Annotated in this window: 18 protein-coding genes and 4 pseudogenes; 8 read left to right on the forward strand and 14 right to left on the reverse strand. The window is 32.7% G+C overall.

Features of this window, described 5'->3' with window-relative positions; translation table 11 throughout:
- Window positions 1-3 precede the first annotated feature (3 nt).
- Both MHH71_RS28245 and MHH71_RS28250 read right to left on the reverse strand, forming a co-directional pair.
- On the reverse strand, window positions 4-762 hold the full coding sequence (locus MHH71_RS28245) for a MerR family transcriptional regulator (protein WP_006097196.1): 759 nt from the start codon (window positions 760-762) through the stop codon (window positions 4-6).
- Window positions 763-827: 65 nt separating this feature from the next.
- Entirely contained in the window at window positions 828-971 is a 144-nt protein-coding gene (locus MHH71_RS28250; RefSeq protein ID WP_003201958.1) for a hypothetical protein, read from the reverse strand.
- Between the two features lie 395 nt (window positions 972-1,366).
- Here MHH71_RS28250 and MHH71_RS28255 point away from each other — a divergent pair, with 395 nt between their 5' ends.
- On the forward strand, window positions 1,367-2,035 hold the full coding sequence (locus MHH71_RS28255; RefSeq protein ID WP_006097198.1) for a DUF4097 family beta strand repeat-containing protein: 669 nt from the start codon (window positions 1,367-1,369) through the stop codon (window positions 2,033-2,035).
- 51 nt (window positions 2,036-2,086) lie between these two features.
- Here the strand turns inward: MHH71_RS28255 and MHH71_RS28260 are convergent.
- Window positions 2,087-2,301: pseudogene (locus tag MHH71_RS28260) on the reverse strand (heteromeric transposase endonuclease subunit TnsA); the annotation flags it as partial.
- Window positions 2,302-4,332: 2,031 nt separating this feature from the next.
- Here MHH71_RS28260 and MHH71_RS28265 point away from each other — a divergent pair.
- From MHH71_RS28265 to MHH71_RS28285, 5 genes and pseudogenes are all read left to right on the forward strand, one after another.
- Window positions 4,333-5,252 (forward strand): annotated as a pseudogene (locus MHH71_RS28265) (ABC transporter ATP-binding protein).
- On the forward strand, window positions 5,245-5,982 hold the full coding sequence (locus MHH71_RS28270) for an ABC transporter permease (protein ID WP_033799418.1): 738 nt from the start codon (window positions 5,245-5,247) through the stop codon (window positions 5,980-5,982). The pseudogene MHH71_RS28265 and the gene MHH71_RS28270 overlap by 8 nt, the downstream one beginning before the upstream one ends.
- Window positions 5,983-6,083: 101 nt before the next feature.
- Window positions 6,084-6,683 carry an undecaprenyl-diphosphatase gene (locus MHH71_RS28275; protein ID WP_033799419.1) on the forward strand — a complete coding sequence of 200 codons (600 nt, stop codon included), beginning with the start codon at window positions 6,084-6,086 and terminating at the stop codon, window positions 6,681-6,683.
- Between the two features lie 153 nt (window positions 6,684-6,836).
- Window positions 6,837-6,941: pseudogene (locus MHH71_RS28280) on the forward strand (DUF6262 family protein); the annotation flags it as partial.
- A 110-nt stretch (window positions 6,942-7,051) separates the two neighbouring features.
- Window positions 7,052-7,564: a DUF6141 family protein gene (locus MHH71_RS28285; protein ID WP_006097205.1), complete on the forward strand. Its 513-nt coding sequence runs from the start codon at window positions 7,052-7,054 to the stop codon at window positions 7,562-7,564.
- Window positions 7,565-7,881: 317 nt separating this feature from the next.
- Here the strand turns inward: MHH71_RS28285 and MHH71_RS28290 are convergent, their stop codons facing one another.
- The 6 genes and pseudogenes from MHH71_RS28290 to MHH71_RS28315 form a co-directional block, all read right to left on the reverse strand.
- A complete protein-coding gene (locus MHH71_RS28290) occupies window positions 7,882-8,082 on the reverse strand; it encodes a helix-turn-helix transcriptional regulator (protein ID WP_018783661.1) in 201 nt (66 codons plus the stop codon).
- Window positions 8,072-8,434, reverse strand: coding sequence for a DUF3796 domain-containing protein (locus MHH71_RS28295; protein WP_006097206.1), 363 nt, complete (start codon window positions 8,432-8,434; stop codon window positions 8,072-8,074). Before MHH71_RS28295 ends, MHH71_RS28290 begins: the two co-directional genes overlap by 11 nt.
- 601 nt (window positions 8,435-9,035) lie before the next feature.
- The gene (locus MHH71_RS28300) at window positions 9,036-9,485 is read right to left on the reverse strand and encodes a hypothetical protein (RefSeq protein WP_006097207.1); all 450 of its coding nucleotides are present in this window, start codon (window positions 9,483-9,485) and stop codon (window positions 9,036-9,038) included.
- A 98-nt stretch (window positions 9,486-9,583) separates the two neighbouring features.
- Window positions 9,584-10,030 (reverse strand): hypothetical protein, encoded by a 447-nt coding sequence (locus tag MHH71_RS28305; RefSeq protein ID WP_006097208.1) that lies wholly within the window; start codon window positions 10,028-10,030, stop codon window positions 9,584-9,586.
- Window positions 10,031-10,479: 449 nt separating this feature from the next.
- Window positions 10,480-10,713 (reverse strand): hypothetical protein, encoded by a 234-nt coding sequence (locus tag MHH71_RS28310; protein ID WP_006097210.1) that lies wholly within the window; start codon window positions 10,711-10,713, stop codon window positions 10,480-10,482.
- 72 nt (window positions 10,714-10,785) lie between these two features.
- Window positions 10,786-11,229, reverse strand: a pseudogene (locus tag MHH71_RS28315) (IS4 family transposase); the annotation flags it as partial.
- Window positions 11,230-11,393: 164 nt separating this feature from the next.
- Between MHH71_RS28315 and MHH71_RS28320 the strand changes: the two are divergent.
- On the forward strand, window positions 11,394-11,612 hold the full coding sequence (locus MHH71_RS28320) for a hypothetical protein (RefSeq protein ID WP_006097212.1): 219 nt from the start codon (window positions 11,394-11,396) through the stop codon (window positions 11,610-11,612).
- 101 nt (window positions 11,613-11,713) lie between these two features.
- Here the strand turns inward: MHH71_RS28320 and MHH71_RS28325 are convergent, their stop codons facing one another.
- The 5 genes from MHH71_RS28325 to MHH71_RS28345 all read right to left on the reverse strand — a co-directional run bounded on the left by MHH71_RS28325 (window position 11,714) and on the right by MHH71_RS28345 (window position 15,402).
- On the reverse strand, window positions 11,714-12,031 hold the full coding sequence (locus MHH71_RS28325) for a DUF2834 domain-containing protein (protein ID WP_006097213.1): 318 nt from the start codon (window positions 12,029-12,031) through the stop codon (window positions 11,714-11,716).
- A gap of 229 nt (window positions 12,032-12,260) precedes the next feature.
- Entirely contained in the window at window positions 12,261-12,728 is a 468-nt protein-coding gene (locus MHH71_RS28330) for a hypothetical protein (RefSeq protein ID WP_033799421.1), read from the reverse strand.
- A 611-nt stretch (window positions 12,729-13,339) separates the two neighbouring features.
- Window positions 13,340-14,092 (reverse strand): alpha/beta fold hydrolase, encoded by a 753-nt coding sequence (locus MHH71_RS28335; protein WP_033799423.1) that lies wholly within the window; start codon window positions 14,090-14,092, stop codon window positions 13,340-13,342.
- Between the two features lie 165 nt (window positions 14,093-14,257).
- On the reverse strand, window positions 14,258-14,641 hold the full coding sequence (locus MHH71_RS28340) for a hypothetical protein (RefSeq protein ID WP_006097216.1): 384 nt from the start codon (window positions 14,639-14,641) through the stop codon (window positions 14,258-14,260).
- Between the two features lie 188 nt (window positions 14,642-14,829).
- Window positions 14,830-15,402 (reverse strand): histidine phosphatase family protein, encoded by a 573-nt coding sequence (locus tag MHH71_RS28345; protein ID WP_033799424.1) that lies wholly within the window; start codon window positions 15,400-15,402, stop codon window positions 14,830-14,832.
- A 210-nt stretch (window positions 15,403-15,612) separates the two neighbouring features.
- Between MHH71_RS28345 and MHH71_RS28350 the strand changes: the two genes are divergently transcribed.
- Window positions 15,613-16,806 (forward strand): IS4 family transposase (locus tag MHH71_RS28350; RefSeq protein ID WP_340725674.1); only part of this gene is annotated, 1,194 nt, incomplete at its 3' end.

Consider the following 16,806-nt stretch of genomic DNA (forward strand, 5'->3'; position numbering starts at 1 on the left):
CCCTTATTCCGGTTGGGGATTATTCTTTTCAGCCATAAAAATGGCATATGCCTGATCCATAAACTCAAGCACATCCTGGTCAATTGGATATAATCTCAGTTTCTCTGATTGCTTTGGCGACATCCTTATTTCCCACAGCTTATCTAAAAATTCATCCTCACCTTCAAACTCCTCTAAGCGCTTTTCATCCATTCTTCTAATGATATTTTGGACTTTGGGTGCTTTTGGGCTGTCCTCCATATAACGCTTTAACTGACCTATCAGAGCAATCCATTCGAGTGAATCACAGCTGTCACTTGTCATATTGGGAACCTTTTCCCATAGTTTTATTTCTCTGTCTTTAAATACAGATTCACGATAATACTGCTGTATTTCTTTATCTTTACTGGATAATTGCATAATCTTCTGAATCGCGATCCAGTTTTCTTCTCCTTCTATCGCGATTCCATGTATCATTTCCCGTAAGGATAACTCTATTTTCTTTAAATTTTCCTGTTCTTTTATTACAAAAGATAATTGACTCTTTAAACTATCCGACCAATCCCACGCACTGGAAGCGAGCATATTCTTAATCTCATGTAACGGAAATCCAACCTTTTTTAAAAATTGAACCTGCTGTAGTTTTTTTATTTCTTCATTCGTATATAAACGATGGCCACCCTCTGTTTTGGATGCTGGTTTTAATAATCCGATTTGATCGTAGTAACGCAGTGTTCTTACTGTAACACCTGTCAGCTCCCCAACCTTATTAATGTGTATCAACTCATAAACCTACCTTTCTGTACGTTAAGACTCTATCGTTAACAATTGTTTTATTCATTCCACATTTATTCTTCTTTACGAAAAAAATTTTTAAGTAAGTATCCTGCTCCTAAGCCAATCAGTACACCAGGAAATGCATTATCCAGTGTCAGTCCAATACCTGCACCTATAATGACGCTTCCATAAATAATAATATCTCCCTGTTTCATCTAAAAACCTCCTATTTTCCTAATCTCTTTTATCTAGATATCTCTAAATATATAAATACAAATTAAAAAACCAATATAAACCCTTCTTTTTAGGTGGGAGCGAGCATCCGTTCATGCATAGAAGCGGTTAGATCCTTTTCCTGTGCCCCATGCCAAGTGAAAACAAAGAGAAAAAACGAGTGCAGGTCACCTTTTGTTATCCATAGCCGCGACTTATATGTCGAAAAATCAAAATGGATATATATAGTAGTTACTAAACAGTATATAAAATGACGCAACGTAAACTTCAAGTTTTTTTAGACTTTTTTTAATTTTCATTAATAAATCTATATAAAACTTGAAATTGACGTGACGTCACCTCCTATAATGGTATCCAACGAGAGGAGTGTTGAAAGATGAAGAAATACTTTATGGTCATGTCGGTTATTCTTGCTGTAATGTTTTTAAGTGCCTGTACGGAAGGTTTGGAAAGTGAAGACTTTCAAATGGCTTCCCTTAAAGATATAGATACCATTCACATAGATCATGGAAGCACAAAGATAAATATAGTATCAGCGGATATAGATGAATTGGAAGCGTACTTACTTTTATACGACAATGGTCCGGGAATTTTAATGGATAAGGGGAAACGAAAAATAATGATTCGAGTAAAAAATGATATAACCCGTCTGTTTAAAATCGATTGGATGCCCCAATTGGAAGTTCGAATTCCCACTGAATTCACAGGAGAAATCATAGTCGATGGCTCCTCTGGCAGCGTCGTTGGTAAGGAGCTGCAAACGCACAACCTGCGAGTTAATGGAAGTAGTGGTAACGTAAAACTTGACTTCCTTCACTTTCATAGTGAGGTTTACGCTACTACAACAAGTGGAAATGTGGACGTTTCCTTGAATGGGCATGAACCAGATGTCACGCTACTCCTCAAATCCAACAGCGGGAGACGTTCAGTCAGCATCGTATTAGATAATCATCAACAAGGTAAAAAAGAAACAAAAGGAACGTCTGGGAGCGGGGATTATAAAGTGCAATTGGAAACCTCTTCAGGAAATATATCATTGAAATAATACAGGTACTATTTGAAGTAATAGAGGGAATTTCTCTCTGATATCTATCTATAAACACGAAAATTCAGTTAAGTAAAAGTGGTTTCGTTCCAAGTCTGATAAAAATTCATGCTGACGCTTCGTTTTGATACCCTTAATCTCGTCGATCCACCCAATGATGAAACATCTTGAATCTTCAACTAAGGCTGATAATCTGGACATATACCTGAACCTCGATCTTGCTTCATCCACTTTTCAATTTCAGATGTTCTTTTTCTTTTAGACATAAAAAACACCCCCTTTAGACAATCATATCTAAAGGGGGCAAAGCTTCGCAACTTTATTAAAAACATCGCGACTTTATTCCAAATCCACAATCACACACCTTTTTTAGAGTAATAGTATCAGTATGTCCAAGATTTAGAGATTACTTGCAATTATCTTGAAGTTTTCGCACCAGAACCATATAAAGTATTACTAGCGCGTTAACATACACATAGTATTCCTGGATTAGTAGATTAAGAATCTATCTTTTTTAGGAAAAGAAAGAAGCATCCATTATAGTAATTTTTTCTTTGTTATATATGAATTATATATTGATGATGAATTACCCTTCTGCTGAGAAGAGTATTCTACCATAAAAAAATAAATAACCAACTAACATGAAAAACAAAATGATTAGTATTGTACGAAAATTACACATAGTAGTCCTCCTTAGGGTATAAGGGGAGTTTAATACATACTGCACCTTTTACATATATTGCAATGTAGGACAAGTTAGTTGCTTATATCCTATTCATTACTCCTAATCGCATTGAAGAGCATTTGCCCTATTGGTTCTAGTGCAAATATGAATATAAGGACAAATGTGTTGTAAATTCCTAACGGGATCTTAGCTTATACAATGAATACAACCAAGTGCTTGATGCAAATATTGACTAGTCCCCTAAATCTATCTGTCTCGTTTTGACCATATTCATGACCTCTATTCAATTGATTATCTTTTTATCAGTTTAAAAGGATTTTAATTCTAACATGTTCCAATTCCGTTTTTTAATATACCAACGGTCTTGTTCAATGATATTGTTTGAATATTTTTTTACACGAAGTAGCATATCTTGAAGTATGCTGTTTTACTTGTTTTACAACAAGATGGGCTTTAGCGCCATCTGCAGTTATCATACGAGATTTATAGTATGAAAGGCAGCCAAGACTTTGTTAAAAAAGCGCTCAGCTGCCTTTGTCATCGTCATACACGTCCTTTATTTATTAATATTATCAGTGTACACAATGAAAATATTTTTTGAACCAGAGCCTGATTTTGTCAACTTACTTTAATTTTATTATTCTTGAATTGCTATTTCTTCCTTTATTATTGTTTCAGTAGACGCACTCGCTGCTGAAGAATAACCTATTGAAAAAGTGCTATCGCACAAATTGGTAATAGTTTTTTTCATTCCTCTCCCCTCTTCTTATATTTTTTCACATCACATTGGATGTATTTATAGGATATATCCGCTATATAAATATGAGATGCAGTTTAGATGTATTTCATTTAAAGATTTAATCGCAACAAAAAAGAATCATTTCCTACAGGATAGAGGCTACTTTACTTCTTCATATTCCTTCATAATTTTATAAAACGTGTTTCTTTTTAGTTCTAACTAGGGGTACCGCCACATCGCCATCAAGCTAAAGTTATGCAGTGCCCCCCTAAATGAAAATTTTTATCTCACTACAATTATTTATAACCATTCAGCTCTTTTTTTCGTTTTGGGGTTGATCTGTTTTTTTAAGTTGATGGCAATGGGTCACTATATCATTCTGGGAAAATTGTACGCTAAGGACTACAAACCCTTATCATTACAGTATTTTATAAAGATGAACATATGTTCAGAAAGATAAAAACCTAAGTTTAATTGAACATTGATTTGTTTACACACTTTATGAACATGATTATAGCTAGAAAACGTTGATATTATTGGGTTTTATCCTCTGTTCATAAATATAAAATTTTCTGTACACAGGTATGTATTCGCAGCAAAGATACAAATTTCACAAGAAGGTTGGATAATATACAACAAAGTTATAAACTTGATGTATCCTTAGTTAAGGTAGACAAATAAGATCTGTTATATTTTTTTGAATATAAGTTTTTAGCAGCTATTTGTACAGCTGCTTTTATTATTTTTGTATCATTGTTTAATATTTGTTCTTCTACTTCTTAATTAAGAAATAGTTAAGAAATAGTTAAACCCCATTTAAAAAAATTTTCCCATAATAAAATTATAGACACACAAGAAAGTTGGTATTTTCACATGAGTACAATAATAAAAACCGTTAATTTAACGAAGAGATATGGCAACCAGAAATCAGTTGATAACTTGAATTTAAATGTACATCAGGGACAGATTTATGGATTTATTGGTCGAAATGGTGCAGGTAAAACAACTACTATCCGAATGTTACTAGGATTAATAAAACCTACAAGTGGAAAAATTGAAATATTTGGTGAAGACTTAGCGCAGAATCAGAAAGAAATTTTAAGAAGAATTGGTTCAATTGTTGAAGTTCCAGGTTTTTATGAAAATCTAACCGCAAAGGAAAATTTATTAATTAAGGCAAAAATCATTGGAGTTCATAAAAAAATACGATTGAAGAAGTATTAGAGATTGTCGGACTACAACATGAAGCGAAAAAACTGGTCGGAAAATACTCTTTAGGAATGAAGCAACGATTAGGAATTGCAAGATCTCTTCTCCATTATCCAGAATTATTAATATTAGATGAACCAACTAACGGCTTAGATCCAATTGGTATTAAAGAAATGCGAAAGCTGATTAAATCTTTAGCAAAGGAAAGAAATATAACGATATTAATTTCTAGCCATATTTTAGCTGAAGTCGAACAGCTAGTCGATCATATGGGAATTATTCATGAAGGAAAACTATTAGAGGAGATTGCTCTTGATACACTTCGAAAAACAAATCGTCAATACTTGGAATTCCAAGTAAATAATGATAATAAAGCCGCGATGCTGTTAGAAAGTCAATTTCATAACTCAGATTATGAGGTTCATAATGAAGGAAACATTCGTGTCTATTCTCATTTGGGACAACAAGGAAAGATTAATAAAGCGTTTGTCCAAAACGATATTGAAGTATTAAAAATTATGATGAGCGAGGATAAATTGGAAGATTACTTCACCAAATTGGTTGGAGGTGGAACAATTGGTTAGTTTATTATACACAGAACTATTAAAATTAAAACGGTCTTATATGCTTTTGATTAGTATTATGGGGGCAGCGGTAGCACCTTTTATGGTAGTAGTAGCTTCATATATAAGCATAAAAACAAAACATCCTACTCCAACTATTGTGTTTGAACAACTGTTTAATGAAGTCACTTTGTATACTGTTGTAGTGATTGGAGTCCCTCTATTTGGAGTCATCACCGCTTATCTTTTTAATCGTGAATATGCAGAAGACACATTAAAAAATTTATTAACTATTCCTGTATCACGCATTAAATTCCTTATAAGCAAATTAATAGTCTTATTCTTATGGATTATGCTCTTAATTTTGGTTGCTTGGGGACTAACTGTCATTTTCGGTCTATTAGGACAGTTTAAAGGTCTTAATTCATTATTATTAATAAATTCCTTAAAACGACTTCTTATAGGTGGAGCATTTCTTTTTATTCTATCAACACCAGCCATATTTATAACAATTGTATTAAAGAGTTATGTACCAACTATGGTATTTACGATTGTAATAGTCTTATTAAACTTAATGACGACAAATTCAAAACATAGAGGATTGTTTCCATGGCAAGCAGCAGGAGATATTTCAAGAAATACGCTTCTTCCCACTTACCCTCCTGAATATTCCTATATTGTTATTTTTGCAACATCTTTTATTGGATTAATATCATTAATTATCTATTTTAAAAGGGTAGATATTCACTGAGCAATGTAATATTTGAACCTACCTAAGGTTTAATTAGATAAAAACCATTTAGATTTATATTTAATTTATTGATATATATCGATTTAAGGAGTGTATTTAAAATGTCTTTTTCTCAATTAAATATTGATGCTTTTCGAGCCATCAATGATTTAGGTAAACAATATTCATTCCTAAACTCACCCATGATATTTTTGGCGGAATATATGGTATATTTTTTAGGCTTAATTATTATAGCTTACTGGTTTACTCGCTCTCGAAAAAACAGGATGATGATTATTCAAGCGATGGTTGCTTTCGTGACTGCTGAGATAATTGGAAAACTAGCAGGGAAATTTCATTTGAATTATCAACCATTTGCAGTATTACCTGATGTTAATAAACTTGTCGATCATGCAGTAGATAATTCATTTCCTAGTGACCATACGATTCTATTTTTTTCAATTTGTTTTTCATTTTGGCTTGTTCGTAAAAAGACTGGATGGTTATGGCTTGTGCTTGCACTCTGTGTAGCTATCTCTCGTATCTGGGTAGGAGTTCATTATCCTTTCGATGTCGTAACAGGAGCTTTATTAGGAAGTATTTCAGCATTATTTTCGTATTGGTTAGCACCGAAAATTGCATTTATCAAACAATTACTTAATCTTTATGAAAAAATGGAGAAAAATGTCTTACCATCCAAAAACAAATCGAAAGACTTTTGAGTATACATAATTGTAAAAAAGAACTGTACATTATAAAAATCTAAAATAAATAAAGCAGTATATTGAAGAGGGAACATACGATATTGTGTATGGTTCAGGATTCTGTCATCAACAAATATTCTATAAAAAATTCCCAAAATGATATGGTGAGGCCTTATTGCTTCTCTAAAAAGGAAAAATAAGAAATTGGAAGATGAAAACAAGCAATTAAGAGAGCAACTGAAAGTAGCTTACGCAGATGTATATAAGATGTTATAGTCAATAGGAGAACGTTGTTCTCCTTCTTCAACTATCGGACCAGATTGTTGAAGAAAATATCCTTGAAATTAAATCAAATAAATAAACCATTTAGGAGGTGACAATCATTAATGAAACAACAAGAACATGTTATCTTTCGTGAGGTTCAGCGACCACAACAAATTTGGGTATGGATACTCATATTGGGGATCGCCATACTGATGTGGTATGGATTCATTCAACAAATTATCCTTGATACCCCGTTTGGAGATAAACCAGCTCCCAATGGGATATTAATTGTTTTGTGGTTGTTTTTTGGGATTGCCTTTCCTGTATTAATGCTTGGGGCATTGAAACTGATCATTGAGGTCCGTGAAAAAGGTCTTTATGTTCGTTTTGTTCCTTTTCATTTTCAATATAAGCAGTACCTTTTTAAAAATATACGTCACTATGAATGCATTACCTACAGTCCACTAAAACGATTTGGAGGATGGGGAATTCGTTTTAACCTTAAGGGTGAAAAAGCCTATAACATGAATGGAAAGAAAGGTATAGAGCTAAAGTTGAAATATAACACAGTGGTAATCGGTACTCAAAAACCGGACGAATTAAAAAAAGCATTGGACTCGGCACAAAAAGCATAATGAAAATTAATCTTCAACAAACGGGCGCGATTGTTGAATAAGAAAGGACATTACATATTAGTCATATAAAATATGTAATGTCCTTAAATTTATTGGTTTTTTTAATTTAGGTCTTGTGTAGCTTTGAAATAAAGTTTAATCAAAAACACCTCGCAACCTCATATTTTACGATAAGTAAAAAGAATCCATTTTGAAAAAAAGATTGATCAAAATGGATTTTCGTGTTAGAAATATAAAATTAATTTTTATAACAAAGTCTGATTAAAACTCCTAGAAATGTTTAATAGGAAAGTTGACTTACTTGCACTAAAATTAACTTATTCTTCAAACCAAAACAGAACCTCAATAGGTGCTTTCAAAACCTTCGCAATATCATAAGTAAGTTTGAATGAAGGATTATATTTTCCATTTTCGAGATTCCCAATTGTTTCTCTTCTGACCCCAACCTTGTTAGCTAAATCTTCTTGAGACATATTTAGCCTTACCCTATATTCTTTCATTCGAGTCTTAATTGGCATCTTGCATCCCTTTCTTTTCTCTATGTTCAAATATTTCAAGACTAATTAGGAATGTACCGAATGGTATGAAAAGCGAAATTGTAACAAGGAATCTAATTACATCTAAATTTTCCAAAATCAAAACACTTAATGTTACTATAATGCCCAGTATGAGTGCTACGAAAAATGCTCTTGTAGCGGCGATACGAACATGCTGTATAAAGAGCTCATCGGGCACAACCTTTGCATACAAAAAGAAGAAAAAGAAACCGAAAAAATAACCTACAAACGATGAATAATCACCTAAAAATGAGAACGGGCTTAAAAAGCCAAAAAAACCGAGAAACCCCAAATAAGATAATTTATTTTTCATATAATCCCTCCTGTGTGATATATTTCGCTCTTTATGATAAAAATATATCACATAGATTAAGAAATAAAAAGGTCCTATGGTTCATTTCTATAAAACGGTACGACTTTTTTATAAACAGTTAATCTTTTTTTAAAACGGTTAAACTTTGTTATAAACGATTCAACTTTCTTTCAAATCCACATCTTGATAAATAGATTTTTCAAAATGGTTTCTTTTGTCTTGGCATAATATGAGAGTTTGTAAATGCTTTTTGATCAAACTTTATTCCAAAACAACAACTGAAAAAATAAGTTTACGGAACATATTTAAAGAGAACGTTTTTGAAAACTTCAAATCTAATTACCTTAAAGTCAACGTTTTATCATACATTTCAAAGCTGTTTACAAGTGGCCCGAAAAAGAACGAATCGTTGCCGTACCCCATATCCATCAACTTAAGAAAAATAAACACCCTCCCAAACGAGAAAATGAGCTGACTTCTCAAAGTAACTACCTGCAGAGAAAGAAAATTTTCATTTAGGAGTATATTAAAACCTTAGCTTGATGGACATGTGCCCCTAGCCCTAAATAAATCTTAAATACAAGCATGTACATCTAACCTCCTAGTCTATTATATGTGAATTCCTACAAGTATCACATTCCCAAAACGCTATCGAAAATTTCTCGTTACCATCTTCATCGTATACTACAATCACATCATAGTCTAAATTGCTTTCAGATTTACAGTACTTACAATTCATAACTACTTGTTGAAATTCCCCGTTTTCGTATACAAATCTATCGTCTTCATGTAATTCATTTTCCATTTCTTCTATGCTATACGTTTTCTTCTGTTTTATCTTTTGTTTGATAATCGAAGACACCCATATAATTAGAAAAATAAGCCACAAGCAATTGATGATAAATAAAATCCATAATGAGGGTCTTCTTTGTGAGTTACGGTGTGTCACATAAACGGTTACAGCAACTACTAACCCTAAAATTAAGTAAATACCAGTACCTATTAACCAATTCGTTATGTCTGGTGATGAATAGCATTCCTTTGTATTCATGTTTACACTCCTAAAATGGTATTTCAAAATGTATTTTTCGTCTATATCTACAAATCTATCGTCTTGTAATAAAACATCTTTAAAATCTATTATTATTCTTATACTCTTATCCCGTCTATTCGTCTTTCTCTCCCATACCCTTCCCCTAGTACATCAAGACCTGTTTTACCTTCTGCCATACAATGTGTACAGATTTTCAGTTTTAATTGTAAAGAAGGATTGTCTTTCTCTCCAAACTTCTCTGTCTTATCAACTAAATCACTATAACCCTCACATGATATACAAGCACTCTTAGTCTGTACGTACAACTCTCCTGTTATGCTATTTATAAACAGGAATCTGTTATCTTTTTCTAAGTCTTGTCGTAATAACATTACATCTATCTCTCTTTTCTGTTCATGTACCTTTACTCTGTGTCTCATTGTCATAAATGCAGAAATTAACAGGGCAGGAATCCAAAATATAATGATAATAACAAACAAAATAGCGGGATACCCTGTCTTTTCTGCTAAAGGAAAATATACCCCTCTTCTTTGTATTCTCAATCACTACGACTCTATCGCAATCATTCATGCTGATACGCTTTTTGAATACGCAACACTTCAAGCAACGTGGGCACATGTAAGCTAATCGCAATATCATAGAGCATGATTAATCGTTCCTGCATCTCGTCTATCATTTCATCTAATTCAATACTGCGCAAACCATACTCTATTATCAACTTGGTGAATATTTCAGATTCTACAAGGTCGGAAGAAATCAGATGTAATATTTCTTCGATTTTTGGAAGAATGATTGATTCGTATTCCTATACAAACTCAGCTTTGTCCACGACAAACGGGTATTTTGTATATTCCTTTCTGAAGGATGGCAATCGTATGCCGTTTTTCAGCATACTTACTCTTCCCATATACAATTCTAGATCAAACTTCTCTGTTTCTTCATTTTCGATCTTACCACTCTTAGGCCCAATCTCTTCTAAAGCGGATTGATACTATTCCTGTAGCAGCATATCGAATATACAAGACGGATATTCTTTCGCACGGCTCATTTGAACCCATGCTTTCATTGTCCCTTGCATGAGATTCGAAAAATTTTGCATATCGTATTCGCCGTGCGCGATTACTGTACAATTTTGGTCTTTCACACTCAACGTTAGTATCATATCCCCTGTTACTTCTTGCACATTTCCATCTTGATCCGTAATTTTTGTATGCACATACTTCATTATGAGACCCCCTCTTGTAACATTTTAATATTAATATATTATATGTTACCTGGCTATGTATATTTGGTATTGACTGCATCCTCCGGCACCAGGATAAGTAGATACGAATCGATCTGGAACTTGAAAGGTTGTAGCATCAAGGATACGAATGCGCTCAAAGTAAGCAGAAAGAGAATGAGAAATCTTAGATAACCCTCCAATTTTAGCTTGTAGAAGTGTAGTAAATACAGTTCGAAAGAAGGCTACAGAAGCCGAATTAAATCGTCGATTAAGTCCCTCCGGACTTAATAAAACTCCTGTTGAAGTTTTTAATTGACTACAAAGTTGAGTAAGAGAGGTAGTAGCGACCTGTTGATTTAACCATACACACAAAGATAAAAAATGATGCCCGTGGCATTTACGTTTTCGTTTCATACCGCCTGCTTCTATAGCCAATTGATTAAGTGTAGCGGGAGACATATATCGATATAACTCTTCGGCAAATAAAGACAACTCTTGTTTTTGATGCATATTCATAAAAAGCACGTCACCCTTTCTCATTAATATAAGAGAATGGTAACGTGCTTTTAACTTCAAGAATAGTCCAAATCCTTAAGTTGATGGATGTGGGGCGGTACCCCATAATGTATACCTTTTGAAACGTAAAAATAAGATTAATAAAGAAGAATGGGGAAATATTTATGTTCAATAATTATATAAACGCAAAAGATACACTTTTTTATAAAAAACGTTTTTACAATGTATTAGCTTCAATCCCTTTTGTATTTATTTCGGTAATAGGGATGTATTTGTTAGAGGTTGAATTAATGTATTTTGTAATCGTTGCAGGTATTGCAATAATGACTTTATTAATTCAGTTAATTTATTATTATTCAAACTGGAAAAAATCCCTTAAGTGAATTTGGTAAGTTTCAAGATAGATTGCCTACCGATAATGATGCGTTATGTTAACCTCACATGTATAGAATATACAGTTAATTAAAAGTGAAAAGAGTAATTCTTATGTTGTTTGTTGGAGTTTGGAATGCCTAAAATAAAGAAATAAGGGTAGAGCAAAAGACAGTCCAACTGTTACTGTTGCAATAATACATATCCACCAATATCTAATTTGGTATTTTTTTGTTTCGCTATATAAAAATACCCAAAATACTAAACAAGAAATAAAAAAGTCTGCAGCAAAGAAAGTAGATATACGATTAGCAAATAATTCTTGTGAAAAAAGAAGCAGGTTAAATCCATTTTCCATCAAAAACGGAATGAAATAAGAGTAGGGTACAACTGCCCCAATTATTGATAACAGTATATATATTTTCTTCACATATAATCCCCCTTAAATCAATTAATCACATAATCTATATTTATTTCAAAGGAAAAAATTGTATTTCATAAGCCTATTTAAACATTTTAGGGATTGATTTTGATTCAAGTTTTTACTTCCTCTAACGAGAATTATGTAAAGGAGCTGTCCATATGGGCAGCTTATTGTATTTTTTGCTTAACTTAGTTCAAATTTCCAAAAAAGACGATAGGATTTCCTATCGTCTTTTTTATTTTTTATTAAAAAATAAATTTAAATCAGTTTTATCTGTATCATAAGCTAATGCTTCAGCAATACAATCTTGAATAATTTCCAATTTAGCTTTTTCAAAGAATGGTACTGAAATAATATAATCTGATCCTGCCCTTTGAATAATCAATATATTTTGCATACCACTACCTAAAATACCAATGCCAATTAATAGTAAAATGAGTCCGAATACAAAGTTATTTCCTATGGTATTAAAGGAAAAAAGAAGAATAATCAATCCTAATATAATAGGTTTTATTCTATACTGAGAAGAAATCATTGAAGAACTAATATTTTTCAAAGGAATGCTTTGATTATCTTTTCCAGCAGGAATAAACCCTAATATAGTGTTCCCTGTTGATACTTTTACAAATCTTGAATCAACTGAAACAAACCCTTTAATCCAAAAAAACAAAAGTGACAACGAAAAATCTGTTTTTTTCTCCATTCCATCCTCCCAAAATGTAAAATATTCCATTCATGAAAATATTATAGCAAATTTTCTGTAAATTTGGAATAGTAACGATTCGTTCTATAACAAAGGCGACGCGTAGAACACTATCTGTTTTAAACGTTCGTTTTTTGGTACTTATAACGAAAACCTTGTTATACCAGGGGATTTAACCTTAGCGTACAGAATCCGCGAAATGTTGGTGCTACCCCATGCCCATCAACTTAAGAAAAATAAAGGCCTCAAAAAAGAAAAAATGAGCCGAACTCTTATGAATAACTGTGAAAAGGTAAAATTTTTGTTATGGGAGATTTCTGAAAATCTTAGCTTGATGGGCATGGGACTGAACCCCCAATACTTTATTTTAATAATGACTCTTTTCATGAAATAAAACTCAGTTATCAGTCTAAACCATTTTGTATATCTAACAATAACAAGTGTGCATTTGTAGAATTTTAATTAAGTTTAATAAAAACGAAATCGCTCAACCTAATCAAGCATCCAATAAAAAACTCCATTTTGAATAAAGATTGATCAAAATAGAGTTAAGCTTTCTAATGAAGTATGGAAATCTTATAAAAAAGTTTGATTACTTCACAGTCCAATTTTCAAATGTTATCAATTAACCTTTTTACTGCATTAACTACGACTTCTGGTTCATCATTTTGTATATAATGGGCACTATTTTTAGCTATTATAAATTCACCATTAGAGGATATTTGAAGAATCTCCTTCTGCATTTTATTCCATAGCCCTTGTGATTCTTCTGAATAATGAGCTTTTTTACCTGCTGATATAACAATTAAAGGGACACTCAGTTTCCTTCTTGAATCCTTTAGCTGTTGCAGGCTTTCCATAAATTCATCATATGTACCCTCATAAACAAATTGTTTGTTATAAGCATCTTGAAACGCCTTAGGCATTGTTGGCAAAAACCTATCTTTATAGTCTTCGGGTGTAGAGTCAACTAGCACTACCCCTGCGACCTCTTGAGGATATTCAGAAGTATATATGCGTGCATTTACCCCACCAAAAGAATGTCCCACCAAGATGTAAGGGGGCTTAATACTCAATCGAATAAGGGCTTCTTTTAACTCTTTTACCATATATGTACTTGTTCTAGGATTCAAGCTTTTCCCGCTTTTTCCTAATCCAGCTCTATCATAAACGAGAACATCTGTAAGTACAGAAATTTCAGACACAACAAACTTCCACGATTTGGAATAGTCTCCATATCCAGCATCCATTATGACAGTTGGCTTATTCTTTTTGTCCCCATAAAATTTTGTAAATAATTTAAAACCATTAAGTTGAACAAATGTTTCTTTCACTGTTTGAGCTATCATCTTTATATCTCTCATACTATACCCCCTATGTAAAACGCTAACATTACTTTCCACCGTCTTCAAATAACCTGCCCCTCTGCTTAATGAAGAATCCTGAAGTTAGACTTTTATTGAACTTTATTATTAATTATCAACCTTTATTTCAAACCAACAGCATTTTTACCTTTCAGATAGTCTCTTTTATTCTAATTTCTTCATTTCTTTCAGCCGTTCTATATCCTTTTCTGAAGCCTTTTCTATTTTATACAATTCATAGCTACCCTTTGTCTCATTTATCACTACAAATTCAATTTCATTCCGAATATAGCTCTTAGTTTTTCCTTTTTTATAACCAATAACATTATCTAATATAGTTTCCCCACTATCTTTTTTATATAAATTATAGCTAACAGGTGGACGACCAATTACATACTTATTATCAGAAAATCCGACTATATCATCCCTCCCTAATCCTGTCGAAACACTCCAGACAAAAATAATCTGAAATATAGAATAAACAACAATACCGCATAAGAAAAAAAATAGGATTGATTTAAAAAATAACTTTAAAGGTATCCTTCCCAAAAAATATTCCCTCCCATTTCACCTCGAGATAGCAAGAACAAAACGTGAATTTTGTACGCTAAGGAACCGAAGTTTTTAGATTGTTGAACTCAATCCCCCGTCAGTGCCATAAGAAAAAGAGTTACCGCAGTAACCCTATTGCTTATAATACACATCATTGGGAGAAGCTATGGATGAGTAAGGTCAATCTATGAAATTTCCCACAATCTTTTAACCTCCACCAATTCCTGTCCATTGAATTCCATTCTATATATATCTGGTTTTGATGTCTGTAGTAAAAAATTCAATTCATACTTACTGTCATAATATCCCATCATCAAAGTCATTACAGCTCCATGAGTGCCTAATACTACTTTCTGCCCTCGATAGGTGTTTAATAATTCTTTTAAGACTTTTATAGCACGTTTCTGACAGTCGGCATTAGACTCTCCTCCCGTTAAAGCAAAGTCAGGGTCTAAGAATGACTTTTTTATCAAAGGGAATAATTCTTCATCCGACATTCGTTCCTCTTCAGCAATAAAAATTCTCTCTTTTAAGTCTTCAAATACTAAAACTTCTTGTCCTATTTGCTTCGCTAACTGCTGAACAGTTAGAATTGAACGATTGTACGGACTTGAAATAACAACGTCAATTCCCTCACCTCGTAATACATCTGTTATTCGTTGAACGTCTAATTTTCCTTTTTCAGTTAATCCTCTTGTCTCTTCTTTTCCAAATTTCGGTGAATCCCCGTGTCTCACCATATATATGAAAGTTTTCATAATTACCTCCATTTTTTCAGTTTTCTTTACAATTCCTCCCTGATGCTAGCATATATATCCAAGTTTGTCTCCTTTAATTAACAGAAAACTGCGAATTTGAAATAAATTCACGATATTTGTAAGAAAGACGCGAAGTTTTCACTATCCTCAGGTATAAAAAAACGTTATTCTTTCTAAACAAGCTTGATTATTAGAAAGGATGAGATTTTTATGAATCTTTCGATTCGAAGCGAGCTACAATTATTTGCTGAAGAATTACATCAACATCTTACCCCATCATTTTTAGAAAAACTCGCTAGAGAACTAGCTTTTGTACAACGAAAGCGTAAGTTTTCAGGACGTGATTTAGCTATTATTTGTGTGTGGATTAATCAACGTGTAGCGAGTGATTCCTTAGTTCGACTGTGTAGTCAACTTCATGCTGTTACAGGAACTCTTATGAGCCCAGAAGGACTAAATAAACGCTTCAATAAGAAAGCTGTTTGCTTTTTAAAACATATCTTCTCTATATTATTAAAAAATAAAATTTGTGAAACATCAGTGATTCCAAGCTCTTCAATTACCTATTTTCAACGGATTCGTATTTTAGATGCGACGATTTTTCAAGTGCCAAAACATTTAGCTAGTGTGTATCCTGGATCAGGTGGTTGTGCACAAACAGCAGGTATAAAGATTCAATTAGAATATGATTTACATAGTGGACAGTTTTTAAATTTTCAAGTTGAACCGGGGAAGAACAATGATAAGACCTTTGGAACAGAATGTTTAGCAACATTACGACCTGGCGATTTATGTATTCGGGATTTAGGCTATTATTCACTGGAAGATTTAGATCAAATGGACCAACGAGGCGTGTATTATATATCGCGACTTAAACTAAATAATATGGTGTATATCAAAAATGAGTTTCCTGAATACTTTCGAAATGGAACAGTAAAAAAACAGTCTCAGTACATCAAAGTTGATTTAGAACACATTATGAATACCTTAAAACCGGGACAGATCTATGAAATATCAGATGCTTATATCGGAAAGGATAAAAAACTATTTACACGAGTTATTATATATCGATTACCTGAAAAACAACTTCGAGAGCGTAAGAAAAAACAAGTGTATACGGAAAGTAAAAAGGGTATTACGTACTCAGAGAAAAGCAAACGATTAACTGGTATGAACATTTATGTTACCAATACACCTTTGGAATGGGTTCCGATGGAACAAATATATGATTTTTATTCCCTCCGCTGGCAGGTTGAAATTATCTTTAAAACTTGGAAATCCTTATTTCAAATTCATGATTGGCACAATATCAAACGAGAGCGATTAGAATGCCACATTTATGGAAAACTCATCGCTATTTTTCTATGTTCTTCTACTATGTTTAAGATGCGACAATTAATTTTA

It is taken from the genome of Bacillus sp. FSL H8-0534 (genome assembly GCF_038005885.1).
GTDB classification, from domain to species: Bacteria; Bacillota; Bacilli; order Bacillales; family Bacillaceae_G; genus Bacillus_A; species Bacillus_A pseudomycoides.

Bases quoted from the DNA above. Each gene is read 5' to 3' on its own strand.
- MHH71_RS28250 (WP_003201958.1), bottom strand. From the start codon at position 971: ATGAAACAGGGAGATATTATTATTTATGGAAGCGTCATTATAGGTGCA.
- MHH71_RS28255 (WP_006097198.1), top strand. From the start codon at position 1,367: ATGAAGAAATACTTTATGGTCATGTCGGTTATTCTTGCTGTAATGTTT.
- MHH71_RS28275 (WP_033799419.1), top strand. From the start codon at position 6,084: ATGTCTTTTTCTCAATTAAATATTGATGCTTTTCGAGCCATCAATGAT.
- MHH71_RS28285 (WP_006097205.1), top strand. From the start codon at position 7,052: ATGAAACAACAAGAACATGTTATCTTTCGTGAGGTTCAGCGACCACAA.
- MHH71_RS28290 (WP_018783661.1), bottom strand. From the start codon at position 8,082: ATGCCAATTAAGACTCGAATGAAAGAATATAGGGTAAGGCTAAATATG.
- MHH71_RS28295 (WP_006097206.1), bottom strand. From the start codon at position 8,434: ATGAAAAATAAATTATCTTATTTGGGGTTTCTCGGTTTTTTTGGCTTT.
- MHH71_RS28300 (WP_006097207.1), bottom strand. From the start codon at position 9,485: ATGAATACAAAGGAATGCTATTCATCACCAGACATAACGAATTGGTTA.
- MHH71_RS28310 (WP_006097210.1), bottom strand. From the start codon at position 10,713: ATGAAGTATGTGCATACAAAAATTACGGATCAAGATGGAAATGTGCAA.
- MHH71_RS28320 (WP_006097212.1), top strand. From the start codon at position 11,394: ATGTTCAATAATTATATAAACGCAAAAGATACACTTTTTTATAAAAAA.
- MHH71_RS28330 (WP_033799421.1), bottom strand. From the start codon at position 12,728: ATGGAGAAAAAAACAGATTTTTCGTTGTCACTTTTGTTTTTTTGGATT.
- MHH71_RS28335 (WP_033799423.1), bottom strand. From the start codon at position 14,092: ATGAGAGATATAAAGATGATAGCTCAAACAGTGAAAGAAACATTTGTT.
- MHH71_RS28345 (WP_033799424.1), bottom strand. From the start codon at position 15,402: ATGAAAACTTTCATATATATGGTGAGACACGGGGATTCACCGAAATTT.